This window comes from Caulobacter sp. SSI4214, from assembly GCF_012184455.1.
GTDB lineage: Bacteria > Pseudomonadota > Alphaproteobacteria > Caulobacterales > Caulobacteraceae > Caulobacter > Caulobacter vibrioides_E.
Genome location: NZ_SZWJ01000080.1, coordinates 1 through 20,130, shown reverse-complemented (window position 1 = coordinate 20,130; position 20,130 = coordinate 1). Strand labels below are relative to the sequence as shown.

General features: G+C 68.3%; 27 protein-coding genes and 1 other RNA gene. 12 read left to right on the top strand and 16 right to left on the bottom strand.

The features are described from left to right. Together ruvA and ruvC are read right to left on the bottom strand one after the other, a co-directional pair. A partial coding sequence (ruvA, locus tag FCU40_RS18215) for a Holliday junction branch migration protein RuvA (RefSeq protein ID WP_168076848.1) occupies positions 1-413 on the bottom strand: 413 nt, incomplete at its 3' end. After that, positions 410-931 (bottom strand): crossover junction endodeoxyribonuclease RuvC, encoded by a 522-nt coding sequence (gene ruvC / locus FCU40_RS18210; RefSeq protein ID WP_175582092.1) that lies wholly within the window; start codon positions 929-931, stop codon positions 410-412. The genes ruvA and ruvC, both read right to left, overlap by 4 nt. Before the next feature lie 120 nt (positions 932-1,051). On the opposite strand from ruvC, the gene FCU40_RS18205 reads away from it, so the two are divergent. The 3 genes from FCU40_RS18205 (at position 1,052) to FCU40_RS18195 (ending at position 3,353) form a co-directional block, all read left to right on the top strand. After that, entirely contained in the window at positions 1,052-2,488 is a 1,437-nt protein-coding gene (locus FCU40_RS18205; protein WP_168076846.1) for a M20/M25/M40 family metallo-hydrolase, read from the top strand. A 126-nt stretch (positions 2,489-2,614) separates the two neighbouring features. Next, positions 2,615-2,896 (top strand): hypothetical protein, encoded by a 282-nt coding sequence (locus FCU40_RS18200; RefSeq protein ID WP_168076844.1) that lies wholly within the window; start codon positions 2,615-2,617, stop codon positions 2,894-2,896. Between the two features lie 52 nt (positions 2,897-2,948). Then, positions 2,949-3,353 carry a GFA family protein gene (locus tag FCU40_RS18195; protein WP_168076842.1) on the top strand — a complete coding sequence of 135 codons (405 nt, stop codon included), beginning with the start codon at positions 2,949-2,951 and terminating at the stop codon, positions 3,351-3,353. On the opposite strand, the gene FCU40_RS23550 is transcribed toward FCU40_RS18195, so the two are convergent. From FCU40_RS23550 to FCU40_RS18145, 11 genes are all read right to left on the bottom strand, one after another. Then, the gene (locus FCU40_RS23550; RefSeq protein ID WP_275052060.1) at positions 3,350-3,472 is read right to left on the bottom strand and encodes a hypothetical protein; all 123 of its coding nucleotides are present in this window, start codon (positions 3,470-3,472) and stop codon (positions 3,350-3,352) included. The genes FCU40_RS18195 and FCU40_RS23550 overlap by 4 nt on opposite strands. 20 nt (positions 3,473-3,492) lie before the next feature. Further along, positions 3,493-4,056: a DUF4118 domain-containing protein gene (locus FCU40_RS18190; RefSeq protein ID WP_168076840.1), complete on the bottom strand. Its 564-nt coding sequence runs from the start codon at positions 4,054-4,056 to the stop codon at positions 3,493-3,495. 114 nt (positions 4,057-4,170) lie between these two features. Then, on the bottom strand, positions 4,171-5,103 hold the full coding sequence (locus FCU40_RS18185) for a nucleoside hydrolase (RefSeq protein ID WP_168076838.1): 933 nt from the start codon (positions 5,101-5,103) through the stop codon (positions 4,171-4,173). 65 nt (positions 5,104-5,168) lie between these two features. Next, the gene (locus FCU40_RS18180) at positions 5,169-5,924 is read right to left on the bottom strand and encodes a YebC/PmpR family DNA-binding transcriptional regulator (protein ID WP_004616269.1); all 756 of its coding nucleotides are present in this window, start codon (positions 5,922-5,924) and stop codon (positions 5,169-5,171) included. A gap of 98 nt (positions 5,925-6,022) precedes the next feature. Beyond that, positions 6,023-6,436: an organic hydroperoxide resistance protein gene (locus FCU40_RS18175; RefSeq protein ID WP_004616272.1), complete on the bottom strand. Its 414-nt coding sequence runs from the start codon at positions 6,434-6,436 to the stop codon at positions 6,023-6,025. An 87-nt stretch (positions 6,437-6,523) separates the two neighbouring features. Continuing rightward, a complete protein-coding gene (locus FCU40_RS18170) occupies positions 6,524-7,345 on the bottom strand; it encodes a YmdB family metallophosphoesterase (RefSeq protein WP_168076836.1) in 822 nt (273 codons plus the stop codon). Positions 7,346-7,367: 22 nt separating this feature from the next. Then, on the bottom strand, positions 7,368-7,976 hold the full coding sequence (locus FCU40_RS18165; protein WP_168076834.1) for a 5-formyltetrahydrofolate cyclo-ligase: 609 nt from the start codon (positions 7,974-7,976) through the stop codon (positions 7,368-7,370). Between the two features lie 33 nt (positions 7,977-8,009). Next, positions 8,010-8,171: non-coding RNA, 6S RNA (ssrS, locus tag FCU40_RS18160), on the bottom strand. Between the two features lie 149 nt (positions 8,172-8,320). Beyond that, positions 8,321-8,917 carry an NYN domain-containing protein gene (locus tag FCU40_RS18155; protein WP_131368808.1) on the bottom strand — a complete coding sequence of 199 codons (597 nt, stop codon included), beginning with the start codon at positions 8,915-8,917 and terminating at the stop codon, positions 8,321-8,323. Positions 8,918-9,095: 178 nt separating this feature from the next. Continuing rightward, positions 9,096-9,422 (bottom strand): cell division protein ZapA, encoded by a 327-nt coding sequence (locus FCU40_RS18150; RefSeq protein WP_004616280.1) that lies wholly within the window; start codon positions 9,420-9,422, stop codon positions 9,096-9,098. 3 nt (positions 9,423-9,425) lie between these two features. Beyond that, positions 9,426-9,857: a hypothetical protein gene (locus FCU40_RS18145; protein ID WP_168076832.1), complete on the bottom strand. Its 432-nt coding sequence runs from the start codon at positions 9,855-9,857 to the stop codon at positions 9,426-9,428. A 214-nt stretch (positions 9,858-10,071) separates the two neighbouring features. Here FCU40_RS18145 and gap point away from each other — a divergent pair, with 214 nt between their 5' ends. From gap to FCU40_RS18115, 6 genes are all read left to right on the top strand, one after another. After that, positions 10,072-11,079, top strand: a complete 1,008-nt coding sequence (gap, locus tag FCU40_RS18140) for a type I glyceraldehyde-3-phosphate dehydrogenase (RefSeq protein ID WP_004616284.1) — start codon at positions 10,072-10,074, stop codon at positions 11,077-11,079. A gap of 33 nt (positions 11,080-11,112) precedes the next feature. Next, positions 11,113-11,391 (top strand): hypothetical protein, encoded by a 279-nt coding sequence (locus FCU40_RS18135; RefSeq protein ID WP_168076830.1) that lies wholly within the window; start codon positions 11,113-11,115, stop codon positions 11,389-11,391. Between the two features lie 31 nt (positions 11,392-11,422). Continuing rightward, a complete protein-coding gene (locus tag FCU40_RS18130; RefSeq protein ID WP_168076828.1) occupies positions 11,423-12,613 on the top strand; it encodes a phosphoglycerate kinase in 1,191 nt (396 codons plus the stop codon). 146 nt (positions 12,614-12,759) lie between these two features. Beyond that, on the top strand, positions 12,760-13,851 hold the full coding sequence (gene fba, locus FCU40_RS18125) for a class II fructose-bisphosphate aldolase (RefSeq protein WP_004616291.1): 1,092 nt from the start codon (positions 12,760-12,762) through the stop codon (positions 13,849-13,851). Between the two features lie 105 nt (positions 13,852-13,956). Continuing rightward, positions 13,957-14,808 (top strand): SDR family NAD(P)-dependent oxidoreductase, encoded by an 852-nt coding sequence (locus tag FCU40_RS18120; RefSeq protein WP_168076826.1) that lies wholly within the window; start codon positions 13,957-13,959, stop codon positions 14,806-14,808. A gap of 107 nt (positions 14,809-14,915) precedes the next feature. Further along, positions 14,916-16,523, top strand: a complete 1,608-nt coding sequence (locus FCU40_RS18115) for a GMC family oxidoreductase (RefSeq protein ID WP_168076824.1) — start codon at positions 14,916-14,918, stop codon at positions 16,521-16,523. Here the strand turns inward: FCU40_RS18115 and FCU40_RS18110 are convergent. The 3 genes from FCU40_RS18110 to FCU40_RS18100 all read right to left on the bottom strand — a co-directional run bounded on the left by FCU40_RS18110 (position 16,483) and on the right by FCU40_RS18100 (position 18,421). Further along, complete coding sequence (locus tag FCU40_RS18110) at positions 16,483-17,148, bottom strand: NrsF family protein (protein WP_168076822.1); 666 nt, start codon at positions 17,146-17,148, stop codon at positions 16,483-16,485. The genes FCU40_RS18115 and FCU40_RS18110 overlap by 41 nt on opposite strands. 135 nt (positions 17,149-17,283) lie before the next feature. After that, positions 17,284-17,928, bottom strand: a complete 645-nt coding sequence (gene nrsF / locus FCU40_RS18105) for an anti-sigma-F factor NrsF (RefSeq protein WP_168076820.1) — start codon at positions 17,926-17,928, stop codon at positions 17,284-17,286. Next, positions 17,918-18,421, bottom strand: a complete 504-nt coding sequence (locus FCU40_RS18100; protein ID WP_035016972.1) for a sigma-70 family RNA polymerase sigma factor — start codon at positions 18,419-18,421, stop codon at positions 17,918-17,920. Before FCU40_RS18100 ends, nrsF begins: the two co-directional genes overlap by 11 nt. A gap of 222 nt (positions 18,422-18,643) precedes the next feature. Here FCU40_RS18100 and FCU40_RS18095 point away from each other — a divergent pair, with 222 nt between their 5' ends. From FCU40_RS18095 to FCU40_RS18085, 3 genes are all read left to right on the top strand, one after another. Beyond that, positions 18,644-18,934 carry a DUF2282 domain-containing protein gene (locus FCU40_RS18095; RefSeq protein WP_004616304.1) on the top strand — a complete coding sequence of 97 codons (291 nt, stop codon included), beginning with the start codon at positions 18,644-18,646 and terminating at the stop codon, positions 18,932-18,934. Positions 18,935-19,001: 67 nt separating this feature from the next. After that, positions 19,002-19,832, top strand: a complete 831-nt coding sequence (locus FCU40_RS18090) for a DUF692 domain-containing protein (RefSeq protein WP_168076816.1) — start codon at positions 19,002-19,004, stop codon at positions 19,830-19,832. Next, on the top strand, positions 19,825-20,130 hold a 306-nt coding region (locus FCU40_RS18085; protein ID WP_168076814.1), incomplete at its 3' end, for a DNA-binding domain-containing protein. The genes FCU40_RS18090 and FCU40_RS18085, both read left to right, overlap by 8 nt.

The following is a 20,130-nucleotide window of genomic DNA, read 5'->3' as shown; positions in this document are numbered from 1 at the left end:
GGCCCGTCGGTGATCGGCTTGTCCTTCAGCTCGGTGACGATGCGCAAAGCCAGCTTCGGCCCCACGCCATTGGCGCGGCCGACGGCGGCCTTGTCCTCGCGCGCCACCGCCGAGGCCAGTTCGGCCGGGGACAGCACGTCCAGCACCGCCATGGCGGCCTTGGGCCCGACGCCTTGGATCGCCTGCAGCAGCACGAAGGCGCGACGGTCCTCCCGCGTCAGAAAGCCATAGAGCCGCAGGCCGGCGCTTTCGCTCCACTGGCTCTCGACGTGCAGAAGGGTCTCCTCGCCCAGGGCCGGCAGGCGCTGCAGCGTGCGGTGGCCGCAGCGGACGACATAGCCGACGCCCATGACGTCGATCAGGGCCTCTTCCTCGCCGACCTCGGCGACGGCCCCGCGCAGGCGACCAATCATGCGACCCTCCGATGGGCGACACGCAGGTTGGCGTGGGTGATGGCGACGGCCAGGGCGTCGGCGCAGTCGGCCGTGGTCTTGCCGGCCGTCGGCAGCAGGCGGGCGATCATGAAGCCGATCTGGGCCTTGTCGGCCGCTCCGGTGCCGACCACCGCCTTCTTGACCAGGCGGGTGGAATATTCGGCCACCGCCAGACCGGCCTGGGCCGGGGCGATCAGGGCGGCGGCGCGGGCGTGACCCAGCTTCAGCGTCGACTGGGCGTTTGTGTTGAGGAACACCTCCTCGACCGCCGCCTCGTCCGGCCGGTGCTCGGCGATCACCGCGCCGATGCCTTCGAACAGATGCAGCAGGCGCTGGGCGAAGTCGGCCTTCTCATCGGGAACGATCACCCCGTGGGCGACGTGGCTCATGCGCGAGCCCTCGACCGTCAGCACGCCCCAGCCGGTGCGGCGCAAGCCCGGATCGAGCCCCAAAATGCGGATAGGCGTGCGATTCGCGTTCATCATGTGTTCTCGCACTCTCGCCTTTTCTCGGCCCCACGAAAAGCCAGTCCTTTGCTAACGAGGGGTTAACGGCGGCCCTTGCGCGCCGCGCGCGGGCGGGCTCTCCTCGCGTGCAAGGTCATGGGGAGAGTCCGGATGAAGCGATCGATGGGGATGATGGCGGGCGCGCTCGCGGCCCTGGCGCAGATGACGCCGCTGGCGGCCAGCGCGCAAGTCGCCGAACCGCCCAAGACCGTCCGCCCCGATCAGCTGGCCTTCCGCGACCTCTACAAGGAGCTGGTCGAGACCAACACCACCCTGTCGGCGGGCTCCTGCACCGCGGCGGCCGAGGCGATGGGCGCGCGCCTCAGGGCGGCGGGCTATGGGGCCGAGGACGTCAAGGTCGTGGTCGCCGACGGCCATCCCAAGGAAGGCAGCCTGACGGCGGTGCTCAAGGGGACCGACCCCAAGTCCAAGCCCATGCTGCTGCTGGCCCATATCGACGTCGTCGAGGCCAACCGCGCCGACTGGACCCGCGATCCGTTCAAGCTGGTCGAGGAAAATGGCTATTTCTTCGGGCGCGGGACCTCGGACGACAAGGCCCAGGCGGCCATCTGGGTCGACAGCCTGGTTCGCCTGAAGAAAGAGGGGTTCAAGCCCCGGCGCGACATCAAGATGGCCCTGACCTGCGGCGAGGAGAGCGAGGCCTATAACGGCATCGAGGACCTGGTGAAGAACCACCGCCCCCTGGTCGACGCCGAGTTCGCCCTGAACGAAGGCGCCAACGGCCTGCTGGATGAGCATGACAGGCCGGTCGTGCTGGAGGTCCAGGCCGGCGAGAAGGTCTATCAGGACTTCACCCTGACCGTGACCAATCCCGGCGGTCACTCCAGCCGCCCCACGCCGACCAACGCCATCTATCAGCTGTCGGCGGCGCTGACCCGGATCGGCGCCTACGCCTTCCCGCCCCGCTTCAACGACGCCACGCGGGGCTACTTCACCCAGATGCAGGCCCGCGTGCCCGCCGCGCAGGCGGCGGCGATGAAGGCGCTGATCGCCGACATCAACGATCCGGCGGCGCTGAAGACCGTCACCGCCGACCCGATGTGGAACTCGGTGCTGCGCACCACCTGCGTCGCCACGATGGTCAAGGCCGGCCATGCCCCGAACGCCCTGCCCCAGCGCGCCGAGGCCAACGTCAACTGCCGCATCCTGCCGGGCGAGCCGATCGAGTCGGTCCGCGCCAAGCTGGTCGAGCTGGCCGCCGACCCGGCCGTCGCCGTCACCCTGGCCCACGAGGCCAAGCCGGCCTCGCCGCCGCCGCCCCTGACGCCGATGATCATGGGTCCGATCCAGAAGGAGGCCGCCAAGCTGTGGCCCGGCGTTCCGATCGTGCCGATCCTGCTGACCGGCGCCACCGACGGCGTGCACACCAACGCGGCCGGCATCCCGACCTATGGCGTCTCGGGCCTGTTCGGCGGCTCGGACGGCGACGGCATCCACGGCCTGAACGAACGCATCCGGGTCAAGTCGCTCTATGACGGACGGGACTTCCTGTACGCGCTGATCAAGGACTACGCGGGCGGCAAATAGGGCCCTATGGCGCCCCCGCGTGGGCGCCGCCAAGGCAGGGCGCGCGACACCGTGCATTTCCACTCAAAGGTCGTTGCGCGCCGCCGCGGCCTCCCCATCTTGGCGTCAACGACAGAGGAGACGCCGATGGCCGGTACGTCGGACGAAGGGATCCTGACCGAGTACATGGTCGGGTACTGGTCGATGAAGCACGAGAAGATCGACCGCCCCGCCAAGCTGCTCGAAACCCTCTACATCACCGAGCGCTACCAGGCGGGCGACAGCCTGCGCGAGGCGCGCTCGGCCTATGACCACGCCATCTGGAACGGCGTGCCGGTCTCCGAGATGGATCGCCGCCTGGCGGAGCTGGATCAGTTCATGCGCGATCTGGTCCGCGAACGCGCCGCCCAGTGGGGCCTGCCGCACTGAGGTCCCGTCCGCGCGCTGGCCGACGGCAATCCAACGGGGAAGGAAAGCTCGCATGACCACGCGAACCGGCGGCTGTCGCTGCGGCGATATCCGCTATGAGCTTTCGAGCCCGCCGATGTTTCACATCGCGTGCCACTGCAGGGACTGCCAGTACGTGGCGGGCGGTTCGCCAAACCTGACCATGGTGTTTCCGGCGAACGCCCTGAGGGTGACGCGCGGCGAGCCCCGGGTGTTCAAGGCGCGCGAAACCAGCGGCGGCAGCTATTTCTGCGGGACCTGCGGGGTGCACGTCTTCTCGCGCCCCGACGAGAACCGCGACATGGTGGCGATCAAGGTCGGCGGGCTTGATGATGCGGCCGACTTCAAGGTTCAAGCCGACATGTGGATGGCCAGCGCGCCGCCCTGGCATCGGCCGCATGACGACGCGATGCAATTCGAGCGTAACCCTCCCGGCTAACGCACCACGTAGAACGGCCGCTGCCGGGCGCCGGCCAGCAGATAGCCGGCGACCAGTTCGACCACGCCGTCGCGCAGGCCGTCCTCCGAGCCGCCCGCCTGGCGCTCGACGCCCAGCACGGCCGACAGGTTGGGCGTGCTCAGCGGCCAGAAGTCGTAGAGGCTCTCCGCCCCGACCGCGTTGCCCAGGCCGGCGCCTCGTAGGCGCGAGACAGAGCGTCGGCGGCGGCGGCGTAGACCCCCTCGACCGGTCCCTGGGCGACGACGGCGTGCGACAGCAGGCGCAGGGCGTCGCTCCGGCGCTCCTGCCGACGAATGGTCCGCCACTGCGCGCGCAGGCGAAAGCCGAGGATGCTGGCCAGGGCCGCGCAAGGCGCCAGGCCGGCGGCCATCCACAGGTCCGACGCCTGGGTCAGGATCAGCGAATGGCGCGGCGGCAGGATCCAATAGTCGAACGCCATCAGCGACACGAGGATCGTCAGCGCGGCCGGCGCCAGCCCGCCCCAGAGGGCGATCAGGAAGATCGGCGGCGCGAACCACAGCACCGCCACGCCGCTCGGCGAGAAGGCGTCGGCCGCCAGGCCCGCCAGCAACGGAGACACGATCGCGCAGAGGATCAGGGTCACGCTTCGACGGACGCGCCGGCTCTCGTCCGCCGGCCATAGAAAGGCGCGGCAGGCTTCGAACACGCTCGGCATCTCCATTCGCCTCTTCGCCCCCGAACTTGACCCGCGAACCTTGTCCGGCCGCCGCTATCGCGGCGATGGCCGCGCCCCATTTTCGCGCTCAACGCAGGGTCGCGGGACCAGGCCCGCCCGTCAAGCCGCCTCGAGCGCGTCGCGCCCGAACAGGCCGCCGAGGATCAAACGCTTGACGGCCTCCGCGTCAAGGCCCGCGCAGACCTCGGCGTTGGGGGGACCCTCGATCCGCTCGATCCGCCCCTGGCGCTCGCCATCGACGATCACCCGCAGACGCGCGGGCTCGAAGGTGAAGAGCTGGGGCGCGATCAGGCTGGCCGCGGCCACCGCGTCGTGGGGCCGGCAACCCTCGCCGCCCCAGACCTGCTGGTGAAAGGCGATGTACGGCCCCGCCGCCTTGGTCAGGCGCTGGGACAGGGGCGAGCCGCACCGGGCCGCGCCTCGCGCCAGGTCCTCGGCGGTGATCAACACCTGGCTGGTGACGTCCAGCGGCGTCAGGCGCGGCATGACGCCGGACTCGAGCGCGCGCTGCAGGGCGTCGGGGTCGCTCCAGGTGTTGAAGTCGGCGCCGCCGGCCGCCTTGCCCGGAACCTCGAACGCCCCGGCCATCACGGTGGGCCGCCAGTGGCGGAAGGCGGCGGGATCCTCCAGCAGACCCTTGGCCAGGTTGGTCAGCGGTCCCAGGAACAGGCCCACCACCTGTCGCCGCGCGGCGAAGGCCAGGGCGTTGGCCGAATGGCCCCGCTCCAATTCCGGCAGCTTCCAGCGCTGCGAGAAGCCCGCGCCGTTCAGCCCGTCGACGCCGTGGGCCGGCCGCATCCGCTGCACCGGCCGCCGCGCCAGGCCCGAGCCCGCGCCGATATAGACCTCGGCCCCGCAGCCCGCCAGCCGCAGCACGCCCCGAGCGTTGGCGGCGGCCTGGTCGACATAGGTGTTGCCGAACACCGCCGAGACCGACACCACCTCCACGGCCTCCGGCGACCGCGCCATCAGGGCCAGGGCCAGGGCGTCGTCCACGCCGCAGTCGGTATCGATGTGAACGCGAAGCGCCATGGCCGGCAGTCTAGCCGCACCGCGTTACAGCGAGAAGGCGGAAGGCGCCGGCCGCGCCTCCCCGATCAGCCCAGCTTGGCCAGGTCTTCTTCGCTGATGTCTTCGTTCGAGTACACGGCCTGGACGTCGTCGTCCTCGTCCAGCATGTCGAGCAGCTTCATCAGGGTGGCGACGCTGTCGCCGGTGACCGGAACCTGCATCTTCGGGCGCCAGGCGATCTTGGTGTTCGACGCCGGGCCGAACTTGGCTTCCAGCGCGGCGGCCACCTCGTTGAGGCTCTCGAAGGCGGTGTAGATGGTGTGGCCTTCGCCCTCGTCTTCCATGTCCGAGGTGACGTCGTCCGCGCCCGCCTCGATCGCGGCTTCCATCATGTCGTCTTCCGACGCGACCTTGGCCGGATAGCTGATCTGGCCGACGCGGTCGAAGTTGAACGTCACCGAGCCGGTGGCGCCCATGTTGCCGCCCATCTTGGTGAAGTACGAGCGGACGTTGGCGGCGGCGCGGTTCTTGTTGTCGGTCAGGACCTCGACCACGATGCCGACCCCGCCGGCGGCGACGCCTTCATAACGGATTTCCGAATAGTCGGCCGCGTCGCCCATCTGCGACTTCTTGATGGCGCGCTCGATGACGTCCTTGGGCAGGCTCTCGGCCTTGGCGTTGTTCACCGCCAGGCGCAGGCGCGGGTTCATGGCCGGGTCGGGCAGGCCGGTCTTGGCCGCCACGGTGATTTCCCGCGACAGCTTGGAGAACAGCTTCGAGCGCGCGGCGTCGGCGCGGCCCTTGCGGTGCATGATGTTCTTGAATTTCGAGTGGCCGGCCATTCGGAGGCTCTGCTTCTGATACGATTGGAGGCGGGGCTTTTAGCCCCTGAGGCGGGGCCTTGTCACCCCGCCCGGCCGAAAGCTGGCCTCAAAGGCCCTTAGGCGACTTCCAGATCGACCTGGACGTTGCCGCGCGTGGCCTTCGAATAGGGGCAGACCTCGTGCGCGGCGTGGAGCAGCTTCTCGGCCGTCTCGCGGTCCAGATCAGGCGCGTTCAGCTTCAGGCGCACGCCGACGTGGAAGCTGGTCTCGTCCTTGATCAGGTCGACCTCGGCGTCGAGGCTGTGCTCGCCCAGCTTGACGCCCTGGTTGCGGGCGACGAGGCCCAGCGCGCCGAGGAAGCAGGCGCTGTAGCCGGCCGCGAACAGCTGCTCGGGATTGGTCCCATTGCCGTCGCCGCCCATCGATTTGGGAAAGGCCAGCTTCACGTCCAGATGGCCGTCGTCGGACTTGGCCGTTCCGTTGCGGCCGCCCACGGCGTGGGCGTGGGCGGTGTAGATCGCGTCGGTCATGGGGAGGCTCCTTTGGAAGGGGAGCCGCATCTGAAACCGCTTATCGTGACAGCCGCAACTTTAAATCCCTCTCCCACGGGAGAGGATCTACATCGCTGGGATCGTCTCCTTCAGCCGCCCCCCCACGCGGATCGGCTCGACCCGCGTGGCCAGGCCCGTGCGGTCGTCGGTCTCGACGAACACGCCGCACACGGTCGCCGGGCCCGAGGCCGGCTGGTAGCGTCCGCCGCTGATCTTGGTGGTGAAGCGCCGCAGCGGCTCTTCCTTCTGGTTGCCGATCACGCTGTCATAGTCGGCGCAGGCGCCGGCGTCGGTCTGGTAGGCCGTGCCGCCCGGCAGGACCTGGCAGTCGGCGGTCGGGACGTGGGTGTGGGTGCCCACCACCAGCGAGGCGCGGCCGTCGCAATAGTGGCCCATGGCCATCTTCTCGGACGTCGCCTCGCAGTGCATGTCGACGATCACCGCGTCGGCCACCTGGCCCAGCGGGGCCTTGTCCAGCTCGCGGTCGACGGCGGCGAAGGGGTCGTCCATGGCGTCCATGTGCACCCGGCCCAGCAGGTTGACGACGAAGATCGTCTTGCCCGAGTCGGTCTGGAACAGGTGGCTGCCGCGCCCCGGGGCGTCGGACAGGATCGGATAGTTGGCCGGCCGGATCAGGCGCGGCTCGCGGACGATGTAGGTCAGGGCCTCGCGCTGGTCCCAGCTGTGATTGCCCAGCGTCAGGCAGTCGGCCCCGGCCTCAAACAGCTCGCGCGCGGTGTTCTCGGTGATGCCGAAGCCGGCGGCGGCGTTCTCGGCGTTGATGATCACGAACTCCAGGGAGAGCCGGCGGCGAAGATCGGGCAGATGGTCGGCCAGGCCGTCACGGCCCGACTTGCCGACGACATCGCCGAAGAAGGCGAAACGCATCGAAAGTCCTTAGGTCGAGCCGTCAGCGGCTCATGTCATTGACGGCGATATACTCTTTTTCCGTGAGGATGGCGTCCAGCCTTTGATCGTGCGCCTCGTGCGGCAAATTTTCCACCTGCTGGCCGCTATAGGCGAGGCCCAGGACGAAGACGCGCTTCTTGGCCCGCAAGGCTTCCAGCGCCCGGTCGTAATAGCCGCCGCCCTGCCCCAACCGCGCGCCGTCGCGCTGAAAGGCCAGCAGCGGCGCGATCACCAGGTCCGGCTCCAGGGTCGGCTGCTCCGGCCCCGGCGCGCGCATCCCGATGACGTCCTGGACCAGGGGCTTGGCGGGGTCCCAGGCGCGGAACACCATATGCGCGGCCTCGGCGTCCTCGACCGCCGGCAGGGCCAGGGTCCAGCCGGTCTCGCGCAGGCGATCAGCCAGGATCAGCGGCGAGATCTCCGAGCCAAGGCCCTGATAGAGCGCCGCGACCTTGCCCTCGGGGTTCGGATAGAGGCGCGCCAGAACGTCCCGGCCGATCTCGGCGATCCGCTGGTCGGCGTCGGGATATCGCAGGGCCAGTTGCTTGCGCTGGGCGCGCAGGAAGACGCGCAGGGCGGTCTTGGCGGCGCTGGGATCGGCGAGGGTCATCGTCCGTCTATAGCGCGTTCGGGGAGAAAGGGTGGCGGCGCCGCGAAGAACCGTGAAGACGTTTCAATCCACTCGAACCTGGTAGCCAGGTGGGCGCCGTATTCCCGCGGCCACGGCCACGGGAGGGAACAGCTCCCAAGAGAGTCGATTAAGGTCCCTGGGATTAGAAATCTTCGACGAGAGCCGCAGCACGACCCGCCGCCACGCAAGATAGGGGTTCGCGAACGGGAACGCCAGGGGGCGTGGCGACGCGGAGCCGCCCGCCAAAGCCGCATATGAACATCGCGCTTGAGGCGGCGGCCGCGTCTAGCGCTTTAGATGGCTCCATCTAAAGCTAAATGGCTCTAAGGCGCGTCTCTAGCGATATCGTTGATGATGGTTGCGACAGCAGATCGCTCGTCACACATCTGATGCAGATCCCGGCTGGGCGCGTTTTGCGCGCCCGCGCCCATCGCGCCGTGCCATAGGTGAACCACGACACCTTCCTGCTTCACGACCTCAACGGCGGGGATGACGTCACTATCACCCGTGAAAATAGCTATGGACGTCACCTTTCCTTTGGCCGCCAGAAGCGCCATGTCGACGCCCAACATGAGATCAACGCGTTTTTGTTGGAAGATCGGCTGATTATTGGCGCCAATGCCCGCTTTGACCAGTTGGCCAAGACGCACCTCAAATCGAGGCAAATATTTCAAAGCATCTATAAATTTCTTTTTACGGTCATAAACCGCCTTTTCTTCTTCCGACGGCGGATTGCTCTGATAAGGCAAGCAGTTATAATAGTAAGCGCGCAACAATGGTTCATCGCCCGCCATTTTCGTGGCGAGCTTGGCGTAGTCTATCCGAATTCCCGGATGTTCACGCTGAAGCACCTTCTCGATATAGCCAGCATCGAGAAAAACCGCACACGCCGCCATGCCAATCTCCAGGCCAGACGGCAAAAGAGCCGCCCAATGTGGACGGCCCTTCGAAATAAGTCTCTCGACGTTCGCTGAACGCCGAGGTCCATAAGTAAGGGATTTAATATACCCCTCACCGAGCCGATGTCAATCTAATATACCCTGGGTTTAATATAAAAAACAATAAATTTTAACGCGATTTCGAAGCGCAAGAGCGCCTCTACTCCCCCGCCAGCTTCTCGATCCGCTCGGACGCCGCGTCCAGCGCGCGGATGGCGGCGATCTCGGCCTTCGTGCCTTCCTGGTTCAGGCGGGCGATCTCGGCGTTGGCGTGAGCCAGGCGCAGCTTCATGTCCGACAGCTCGTCGGCCAGCAGCAGGGCGCCCATCAGGAAGAGGCGGGTCTCGCCCAGCTGGCCGACGTCCTGGCTGACCTGACGCACCTGGCGGTCGAACAGACGGGCCAGTTCGGTCAGGTGCGGCTCCTGGCCGTCCTCGCAGCCGACGGTGTAGGGGCGGCCGTTCACCTGGATGGTCACCTGCGCCATCGATCAGCCCTCCCCTCGGCCGTCGGCCTTCGGCGCCGGCGACTTGGGGTCGTCGAACAGGTCCTGGTCCTCATCCGGGTCGGGCGAGACCACCTCGTCCTCGTCGTGCGCGTGGTCGTCATTGGCCACGCCCTCCTCGCCCAGGGCGGCGCGGATCTCGGCGATGGCGCGGCCCAGGGCCACAGAGGCCTGCTCGCCGGCTTCCTCCAGCGCCTTCTCGCGCTCGCGGGCGGCTTCCAGGTCGGCGATCAGCCGCGCGCGCTCCTCGCTGTCGAACAGGCCCGGCTCGTCGGACGTCGCCGGCTTGGCGGCCGCCAGCGCGGCCAGGCGCTGGGCCTCGGCGGCCTTGGCCGCCAGGCGCAGTTCCAAAAGACCCATGGCGCGCTCCAGTCGGCGCACGGCCAGGTCGAGAGCCGTACCATCGGCCGGGATCATCGGCGGATTTCCATCATATAACGCAACATATAGATCGAGCCGGTCTAAGCCAGTCGTCGGGGCGAGATTGGGGCGACCCGACCCCATAGCAGCATTCATCGGACAGGTCCCGGTTTCTCGCCTCTTGACTTCGCGCCTATCCCCCGCAAAACGCGCACGCAAATAGGAAACGCCGGACGAACCCGATCCGGCGGCCGCAACAGGAGAAAGACCCATGGCTCTTCGCGTCGCCATCAACGGCTTCGGCCGCATCGGACGTCTGGTCCTGCGCTCCATCGCCGAGCATGGCCGCCGCGACATCGAGGTCGTCGCGATCAACGACCTGGGCCCGGTCGAGACCAACGCCCACCTGCTGCGCTACGACAGCGTCCACGGCCGCTTCCCCGGCGTCGTCACCTCGGGCGAGGACTGGATCGACGTCGGCATGGGCAAGATCAAGGTCACGGCCATCCGCAACCCGGAAGAGCTGCCGCACAAGGACCTCGGCGTCGACATCGCCTTCGAGTGCACCGGCATCTTCACCGCCAAGGACAAGGCCAGCGCCCACCTGAAGGCCGGCGCCAAGCGCGTGCTGGTCAGCGCCCCCGCCGACGGCGCCGACAAGACCATCGTCTACAAGGTCAACCACGAGACCCTGACCGCCGACGACATCGTCGTCTCGAACGGTTCGTGCACCACCAACGCCCTGGCCCCGGTCGCCAAGGTCCTGCACGACCTGTTCGGCATCGAGCGCGGTTACATGACCACGATCCACAGCTACACCGGCGACCAGCCGACGCTGGACACCATGCACAAGGATCTCTACCGCGCCCGCGCCGCGGCCCTCAGCATGATCCCGACCTCGACCGGCGCCGCCAAGGCCCTGGGCCTGGTCTTGCCGGAACTGAAGGGCAAGCTGGACGGCTCGTCGATCCGCGTGCCGACCCCGAACGTCTCGGTCGTCGACCTGAAGGTGGTCGCCGCGCGCGACACCACCGTCGCTGAGATCAACGCCGCCCTGCAGGCCGCCGCCGACGGTCCGATGAAGGGGGTCCTGGCCACGACGACCGATCCGCTGGTCTCGTCGGACCTGAACCACATCGCCGCCAGCTCGACCGCCGCCCTGCCGCAGACCCAGGTCATCGAAGGCAAGCTGGCCCGCGTGCTCAGCTGGTACGACAACGAGTGGGGCTTCGCGACGCGTATGAGCGACACCGCTCTTGAGATGGCGAAGTTCCTCTAAGGCATTTCGAGGACCTAACGATCGGAGCCCCGGATGCCTTGGTTCAAATGCTTTATCGAAGGCGAGAACTTTCCGGGCGCTCTGATCGGCAAAAGCCATCCTGTTGGCTTCTATGCGACGCGATGGGTGGAAGCCTCGTCGACAGACGAGGCTGAGCTCGTGGCGCTCGATCTACTGCGCACTGAACCGATCTTCGACATCCCCGTCGAGCAACGACCGAAAAACGCGCGGGTCTATTTCACCGAGATCGTTGAAACCCACGGACCGGGTAGCCCCAATGCTGGCGCGACTTGGTATGTGATGGGCGCGTGACGGTCATTCACAGTACCTCAAGGATTCGGCCATGACCTTCCGCACCCTCGACACCGCCGATCTCGCCGGCAAGCGCGCCCTGGTCCGGGTGGACTTCAACGTGCCCGTCGATGGCGGGAAGGTCGCCGACGACACCCGCCTGCGCGCGGCGCTGCCGACCATCGCCTATCTCTCCAAGCAGGGCGCCAAGGTGGTGCTGCTGGCCCACTTCGACCGCCCCAAGGGCAAGGTCGTGCCGGAAATGAGCCTGGCCTTCGTCGCCGAGCCGCTGTCCAAGCTGCTGGAGCAGCCGGTCGCCTTCGCCAGCGACTGCGTCGGCCCGGCCGCCGCCGAAGTGGTCAACGGCCTCGCCGACGGTGGCGTCGCCCTGCTGGAGAACGTCCGCTTCCACGCCGGCGAAGAGAAGAACGATCCGGAGTTCGCCAAGGCCCTGGCCGCCAATGGCGACGTCTATGTCAACGACGCCTTCAGCGCCGCCCACCGCGCCCACGCCTCGACCGAAGGCCTGGCCCACCTGCTGCCGGCCTATCCGGGCCTGTCGATGCAACGCGAGCTGGAAGCCCTGGACGCGGCGCTGGGCAAGCCGAAGAAGCCGGTGATCGGCATCGTCGGCGGCTCCAAGGTCTCGACCAAGCTTGATTTGCTGCGCAACCTGGTGGCCAAGCTGGACTACCTGGCCATCGGCGGCGGCATGGCCAACACCTTCCTGTACGCGGCCAAGATCGACGTCGGCGCTTCGCTGTGCGAGCCCGACATGGCCGAGACCGCCCGCCAGATCATCGACCTGGCCGGCAGCGCCGGCTGCAAGCTGCTGCTGCCGACCGACGTCGTCGTGGCCCAGGAGGTCAAGCCGGGCGTCGCGTCCAGCGTTCGCAACGTCTACGAGGTGCAGCCCGAGGACCGCATCCTCGACGCCGGTCCCGAGACCGTCGCCACGCTGAACGCCACGATCGACCAATGCGAGACCCTGATCTGGAACGGTCCGCTGGGCGTCTTCGAGGTCCCGCCTTTCGACAAGGCCACCGTTTCCGCGGCGGAACATGTCTCGGAACGCGCCAAATCGGGTAAGCTGGTCGCCGTGGCCGGCGGCGGCGACACGGTGGCGGCGCTGAACCACGCCGGCGTCGCGGCAGACATGACCTTCGTCTCGACCGCCGGCGGCGCGTTCCTGGAATGGATGGAAGGCAAGGTCCTTCCCGGCGTCGCGGCGCTGGAACAATAAGATTATGACTTCGGCTGGCTCGGATCGTGCAGATTCGCGTTCAGCACGTGCCATACTGAATGACCCCGGGCAGAGAACGCAAAAGCGTCACGGCCCCAACAACAAGAAACGACCAAACCTTACTTCACGCTTGCAGGAGAAACGACGTGGCTCGCATTACGCTGCGACAGTTGCTGGATCATGCCGCCGAGCATGACTACGCGCTGCCCGCCTTCAACATCAACAACATGGAACAGGGTCTGGCGATCATGGAGGCGGCCGAGGCCGTCAATTCGCCGGTCATCATCCAGGCCTCGCGCGGCGCGCGCAGCTACGCCAACGACGTCGTCCTGGCTCGCCTGATCGACGCCCTGGTCGAGCTCTATCCGAACATCCCGGTCTGTATGCACCAGGACCACGGCAACGGTCCGGCGACCTGCGCCACGGCGATCCAGTACGGCTTCACCTCGGTGATGATGGACGGCTCGCTGATGGAGGACGCCAAAACCCCGGCGACCTACGAGTACAATGTCGAGGTCACCCGCAAGGTGGTCCAGATGGCCCACAGCTGCGGCGTTTCGGTCGAGGGCGAGCTGGGCGTGCTGGGCTCGCTGGAAACCGGCATGGGCGAGGCCGAGGACGGCCACGGCTTCGAGGGCAAGCTCAGCCACGACGAACTGCTGACCGATCCGGACCAGGCCGTCGAGTTCGTGCAGGCCACCGGCGTCGACGCCCTGGCCATCGCCATGGGCACCAGCCACGGCGCCTACAAGTTCACGCGCAAGCCGGACGGCGACGTCCTGGCCATGAACGTGATCGAGGAAATCCACCAGCGCCTGCCCAACACCCACCTGGTCATGCACGGCAGCTCGTCGGTGCCGCAGGAGCTGCAGGACATCATCAACCAGTACGGCGGCGACATGCCCCAGACCTGGGGCGTGCCGGTCGAGGAAATCCAGCGCGGCATCAAGCACGGCGTGCGCAAGGTCAATGTCGACACCGACAATCGCCTGGCCATCACCGGCGCGATCCGCAAGGTGCTGATGGAAAAGCCCGCCGAGTTCGACCCGCGCGCCTATCTCAAGCCCGCCAAGGAAGCCATGCGCAAGGTCTGCGCGGCCCGCTTCACCGAGTTCGGCTCGGCCGGCTGGGCCGACAAGATCAAGCCGCTGTCGATGGCGACCATGGCCAAGCGCTACGCCGCCGGCGAGCTGAACGCCAAGTTCGGCGCCGGCGCGGCCAAGGCCGCCGCCGAATAGGCGCGTAAGGCAAACTTACGAAAGGCCCCTCGGATCGCTCCGGGGGGCCTTTTGCGTTCGGGGCCGATGGCTATAGTCACCGCGTCGCGGCGCGCGCGGGGGACGATGACTGAGCCTTCTGAAGCTTCCGGTTTCGTCCGTCCGCTGGCCCTGGTCACCGGCGCCTCCTCCGGCATCGGCGAGGCCTTCGCCCGCGCCCTGGCGGCGCGAGGCTGCGATCTGGCCCTGAGCGCCCGCCGCGTCGACCGGCTGGAGGCCCTGGCCGCCGAGCTTGCCGCCCGCCATGGCGTCCAGGCGTTCGCGGTTCCCGCCGACCTGGCGGTTCTCGACGCCCACGAGGGGCTGCTGGCCGCCATCGCCGCGCGGGGCCGCCATGTCGACATCCTGGTCAACAACGCCGGCTTCTCGATCGCCCAGAGCTTCACCGACGTTCCGTGGAGCAAGCAGCGCGACTTCCTGCTGACGCTGGTGGTCAACGCCTGCGGCCTGGCCCATGCGGTGATCCCCGGCATGGCCGCGCGCGGCCAGGGACGGATCATCAACATCGCCTCGCTAGCGGCCTTCGCCCCCGGCGTGGCGGGCCACACCCTCTATCCCGGCGCCAAGAGCCTGATGGTCAAGCTGTCCCAGGCCCTGGACGCCGAATACCGCGCCGCCGGCGTCAAGGTCACCGCCGTCTGCCCCGGCTTCACCCTGACCGAGTTCGCCCACGCCAACGGCACCGACAAGGTGATGGCCGAGGCGCCGCGGCGGCTTTTCCAGACCGCGGCCCAGGTGGCCGAGGCCGGGCTGAAGGCCAATGACGCCGGCCGCGTCGTGGTCATTCCCGGCTGGTGGAACGCCCTGGCCGTGACCCTGATGCGGCTGATCCCCGAAGGCCTGGTCCGCGCCCTTCTGATGCGCGGCTCGGCCAAATATCACCTCGCCGCCGACGAGAGCCCTTTCCGATCTGATTGACCCAATCAGATCGGATAAAAAGGGCTCTCTTTCAAAAGCTTAGAGCATTTTTCGATCCGATAACCGTTCCACACTTATCGGAAAATGCTCTAGACGGAGCCGACGACATGGCCAATCACTTCGACATCGTGATCATCGGCTCCGGCGCGGGCGGGGCGACCCTGGCCCAAAGGCTGGCCCCAACCGGCAAGTCGATCCTGATCCTGGAGCGCGGCGACCACCTGCCGCGCGAAGCCGAAAACTGGAGCCCCAAGGCGGTCTTCATCCAGCGCCGCTATCGCACCCAGGACCGCTGGTTCGACAAGCACGGCCATCCGTTCACGCCCAACACCCACTATTGGGTCGGTGGCAACACCAGCTTCTACGGCGCGGCCCTGATGCGGATGCGCGCGCGGGACTTCACCGAGGTGCGGCACGCGGGCGGGATCTCGCCGGCCTGGCCGATCAGTCTGACGGACCTGGCCCCCTACTACACCGAGGCCGAGCGCCTGTGGCAGGTGCACGGCACGCGCGGCGAGGACCCGACCGAGAACGGCGACGAGCCGCCCTATTTCTATCCCGCCGTCCAGCACGACGCCGGGGTGGCGGCGCTGAAGGGCCATTGGGAGACCCAAGGCTGGCGGCCGTTCTCGCTGCCGCTGGGGGTCAAGCTGGATCAGGCCCGGCCCGTGACCTCGACCTGCATCAAGTGCAAGACCTGCGGCGGCTATCCGTGCCTGCTGCGCGCCAAGTCCGACGCCCGCACCCTGGCCGTCGAGCCGCTGCTGGACATGCCCAACGTCACCCTGCTGCCCGGCCGCAAGGTGCTGCGCCTGGAGACCGACGGGCCGGGCAAGAGCGTCACCGACGTGGTCTGCCAGACCGAGCACGGCGAGGAGCGCTGGCGCGGCGACATCGTGGTGCTGGCGGCCGGCGCGGCCAACACCGCCGTGATCCTGCTGGCCTCGGCCAACGCCGCCCATCCGAACGGCCTGGCCAACCGCTCGGACCAGGTCGGCCGCAACTACATGTTCCACAACTCGTCGGCCATGGTCAGCGTCACCGCGGCGCGGCAGTCGGTGACCTTCCCCAAGACCCTGGCCGTCAACGACTTCTATTACGGCGACCCCAAGGGCGGCTACGACCTGCCGATGGGCCATATCCAGCTGCTGGAATACATGTCCGGCCAGACGCTGGAGGGTCAGGTCGAGGACTGGCTGCCGCCGGCCCTGGTGCCCGACCCGCTGGCGGGCGCGGCGGCCGAGCGGATGCTGTCGATGCTGGTCATTTCCGAGGATCTGCCCTCGCCCGACAACCGGGTGCGGGTCGATGGAAACGGCAAGATCTCGCTGGACTACACCTTCTCGAACCTCGAGGGGCACGACCGGCTGGTGAAGATCCTGCGCCAGTCGCTGGACGGCTTCGTCGACCACGCCCACCCGATCTCGCAGCACCATTTCCAGGTCGACTCGCTGCTGCCGCTCTACGGCACGGCCCACCAGTGCGGCACGACGCGGTTCGGCGCCGATCCGGCCAGCTCGGTGCTGGACCGCGACTGCAAGGCCCACGAGCTGGACAATCTCTATGTGGTCGACACCAGCTTCTTCGTGTCGTCGAACGCGGTGAACCCCACCCTGACGACGGTGGCCAACGCCATGCGCGTCGGCGACCATCTGATCGCCCGGCTGGGCGCCTCTATTCCGGGGCCAGCGGCCGGCGGCGCGCCAGCAGGCTGACCGCGCCGGCCCCCAGGGCGCCGTTGATCAGCAGGGCCAGGGTGAACCAAGGGCCGACGAAGGCGAAGGTGGTTCGTCCGCAGTGCAGGATATCCACCGCGCCGGCGATCCCGCCGCAGAAAAGGCCGCAGGCCAAGCCCGTCAGCGCCGGCCGCTCCAGGTCGACGTCTCGCAGACCGGCTAGGACCAAAGTCAGCATCGGCGCGGCGATGACCAGGATGTCGCCCAGGCAGGTCGCGCCTTCGGACCACGGTTGCACCAGAAGGCCCAGGCGGCGCGCCGCGAGGGCCTGGATGGCGGCGGCCAGCAACATCGCGCAGGCGGGCGCGGCGGCGGCGGCCACGGCCGCGCCTCCGCCCGTTCTCCCCCTGGCCAGCGCCGTGGCCCCGATCAGCCCGCACACCGCGACGCAGACCGGATAGATCGCCTTGATCCAGAAGGACGCGTGCTGGACCGCCATGCCCAGATCGGGTCGCAGTCCGAACCAGGCCAGCACCATCAGGATCCCCGCCAGGGCGCCGGCGGCGCCGACCTCGGCCAGGCGCCAGGGCAAGGTGGCCGAGGACCAGATCGATGCGCCCCAGGGCGAGACGGCCGCCGAAACGGCGGTCTCCTTGCTGGTCAAATGCCCCCCCCCGGGTGCGAACGAAACAAACCGACCCGTCGCGCCTTGTTCGCGAGAGGCGGCCGGACTTTCAAAGACCGAAAGGCTGTTTGTCAATCCACCGGAGATGGCGCGACCGCGCGGCGATCGGGACGCCTACCAGCGCAGCGCCCAGCGGCCGAGCAAGGCGCCCAGCGCCGCCACCAGCAGCACCCCGAGGCTGTACCACAGGGCCACGAAGGTGAAGGTGTTCTCGGGGCAATGCAGGCCATAGATGGTCGCCGCCGCGCCGCCCGCGAACAGACCCATCGCGAAGCCCGCCTGCGCCGGTCGGGTCGGGGCCATGCCGCGCACGGCCCACAGGCCCAGCGCCAGCATCGGAATCCCCAGGGCCAGGATGTTGACGCTGCACACGTGCCAGGAGTGGCCGCGCATCAGGTGCATCGCGACCAGGATACTGGGGCTCGTCATCATCTGAATGGTTCCCGCCAATATGAAGAGGCCCAGCGCCGCCCCGGCCAGCATCCAGCCGCGCCGGCCCGAGCCCGCCGGACGTCCCAGGCGCTCGATCGCCAGATAGCCGCCCAGGCCCAGCAGCCCGGTATAGACCGCCTTCGTCCAGAACATGCCGCCCCGCATGGCCTCGCTCAGGTCGGGGCGCATCCGCAGCCAGGTCAGCACCATCAGCAGCGCCACGAGGCCGCCGCCCACCAGGGTCACGCCCAGGCGTCGGCGCGGGGCCAGGCCCGGCGCGGGGCCGGCGTCGGCGGCCAGGGCGTCGATCAGGTCGTCAGTCCGCACGGCGCATCCTTTCGGCCAGGGCCTTCAGCGCCCGGTGAAGGGCGACCTTGGCCGCCCCTTCCGAAATGCCCGCCCGCGCCCCGGCCTCGGCCAGGCTCAGCCCCGTCAGCTTGACGTCGGAGACCAGGATCCGCTGCCGGTCCGGCAGGCTGGCCAGGGCCCGATCCAGCTCCAGGCCGACGCTGGGCTCCGGCTCTTCGGCGGCCAGGAATTCGATGTGATCCTCGATCGGCAGGGTCTGGCGCACCTTTCGCCGGCGCCAGTGGTCGATCAGCTTGTAGCGCGCCACGGCATGAGCCCAGGCGGTGAACGACTGGGACGCGTCCCAGGTCGACCGCTTGAGATGCACCGCCAGCAGCGTCTCCTGCACAAGATCCTCCACATCGCCGGGCGCGCCGGACATCCGTCGCGCGAAATAGGCGCGAAGCCGAACGCCCAGGACAGCCAGACACTCGCGGTAGGCGGCGGCGTCGCCGTCCAGCCCGCGCAGCATCAGCGCCTTCAACCGGGTTTCGATATCCACGCCTGCCCCTATTCGCGCGCGAAGGCCGAATGGTTACACCGCGTCGCGCATCGCCGGAACCGGCCTCGGCGGCCCGCCCGAAATTTTGTTCGCCGACCCGTGTAACCTTCGCCGGCGTCGCTTCGTAATCCCTCTCGACCGGGCGGCGAGGACCGCCGCTCCGGCGAGAAACGCCTCGAAGGAGAACCCCAAATGACCCGCACCACCGCCACCGCCGCCCTCGCCGCCGTCTTCGCCCTGTCGGCCGGCGTCTCGATCGCCTCGGCCGACGACATGAAGGCCAAGGGCGGCAAGGCCGAGATGGAAAAGTGCTACGGCGTGGCCAAGGCCGGCCAGAACGACTGCAAGGCGGGCGCCGGCACCAGCTGCGCCGGCACCTCGAAGGCCGACTACCAAGGCAACGCCTGGAAGAACGTCGCCAAGGGGACCTGCGTCACCATCAAGACCCCGAACGGCATGGGCTCGCTGACGCCGAAGGCCTGATCTCAAATCCCAGGGTTCCGATCTTCCCGGCGTTCGCCGGGAAGGTCGGACGTTGAGAGTCTCGAAGATGACCCCGACCGCCGGCCTCGGCCTCAAGTCCCAGCATTACGACGACGCCGTCGCGTGCGACGCGGCCGGGCTCTGGTTCGAGGTTCATCCCGAGAACTACATGTCGGCCGGCGGTCCGCGTCTCGCGGCTCTGGAAGCCGTTCGCGCCCGCCATCCCTTGTCGCTGCACGGCGTGGGCCTGTCCCTGGCCGCCGACGCCGATCCCGACCGCCAGCACCTGGCGGCGCTGAAGGCCCTGGTCGACCGCTTCGAGCCCTTCGTGGTGTCCGAGCACCTGGCCTGGTCGACCCATCGCGGCGCGCACCAACCCGACCTCCTGCCCTTTCCCCGCTCCCGCGCGGCCCTGGTCCGCATCGCCGACAATATCGGCCGGACCCAGGACGCGCTGGCGCGCCGCGTGCTGATCGAGAACCCCTCGCTGTACCTGCCGCTGAAGGGACACGACCTGGACGAGGTCGATTTCCTGAAGGCCCTGGTCGCGGCCACCGGCTGCGGCCTGCTGGTCGACGTCAACAACGTCTTCGTCAGCGCCCGCAATCTCGGCTATTCGGCCGAGGCCTATCTGGACGCCCTGCCGGCCGACGCGATCGGCGAGATCCACCTGGCCGGCCACGGCCTTGACGAGGGCGGTTCGGGCCTCCTGATCGACACCCACGGCGCGCCGGTGGCCGAGCCGGTCTGGGCGCTGTACCGCCGGCTGATCCGCCGCGTCGGCCCGCGCCCGACCCTGATCGAGCGCGACGACGACATTCCCGTCTTCCAGGTCCTGATGGCCGAGCGCGACCGCGCCGCTAGCGAACTGGCCGCGCTGGAGGCCGTCGGTGTCTGAACTGCTCGATTTCCAGGACGCCTTCGTCGCCGCGCTGGACGGCGCGCCCGAGGGGCTGTCGCCCTGGCTGGGCCCCGACGCGGGGCTGGCCGGCCTGACCGTCTATCGCAACACCATCGCCAAGGGCTGTGTCGACGCCCTGGCCGCGAACTTCCCGACCGTGCTGTCGATGGTCGGCGAGGAGTGGTTCCGCGCCGCCGCCGCGCTCTTCGCCCGCGAGGCGCCGCCGGCCAGCGCCGCCTTGCAGGACTATGGCGAGGCGTTTCCGGCCTGGCTGGGCCGCTTCCCGCCGGCCGAG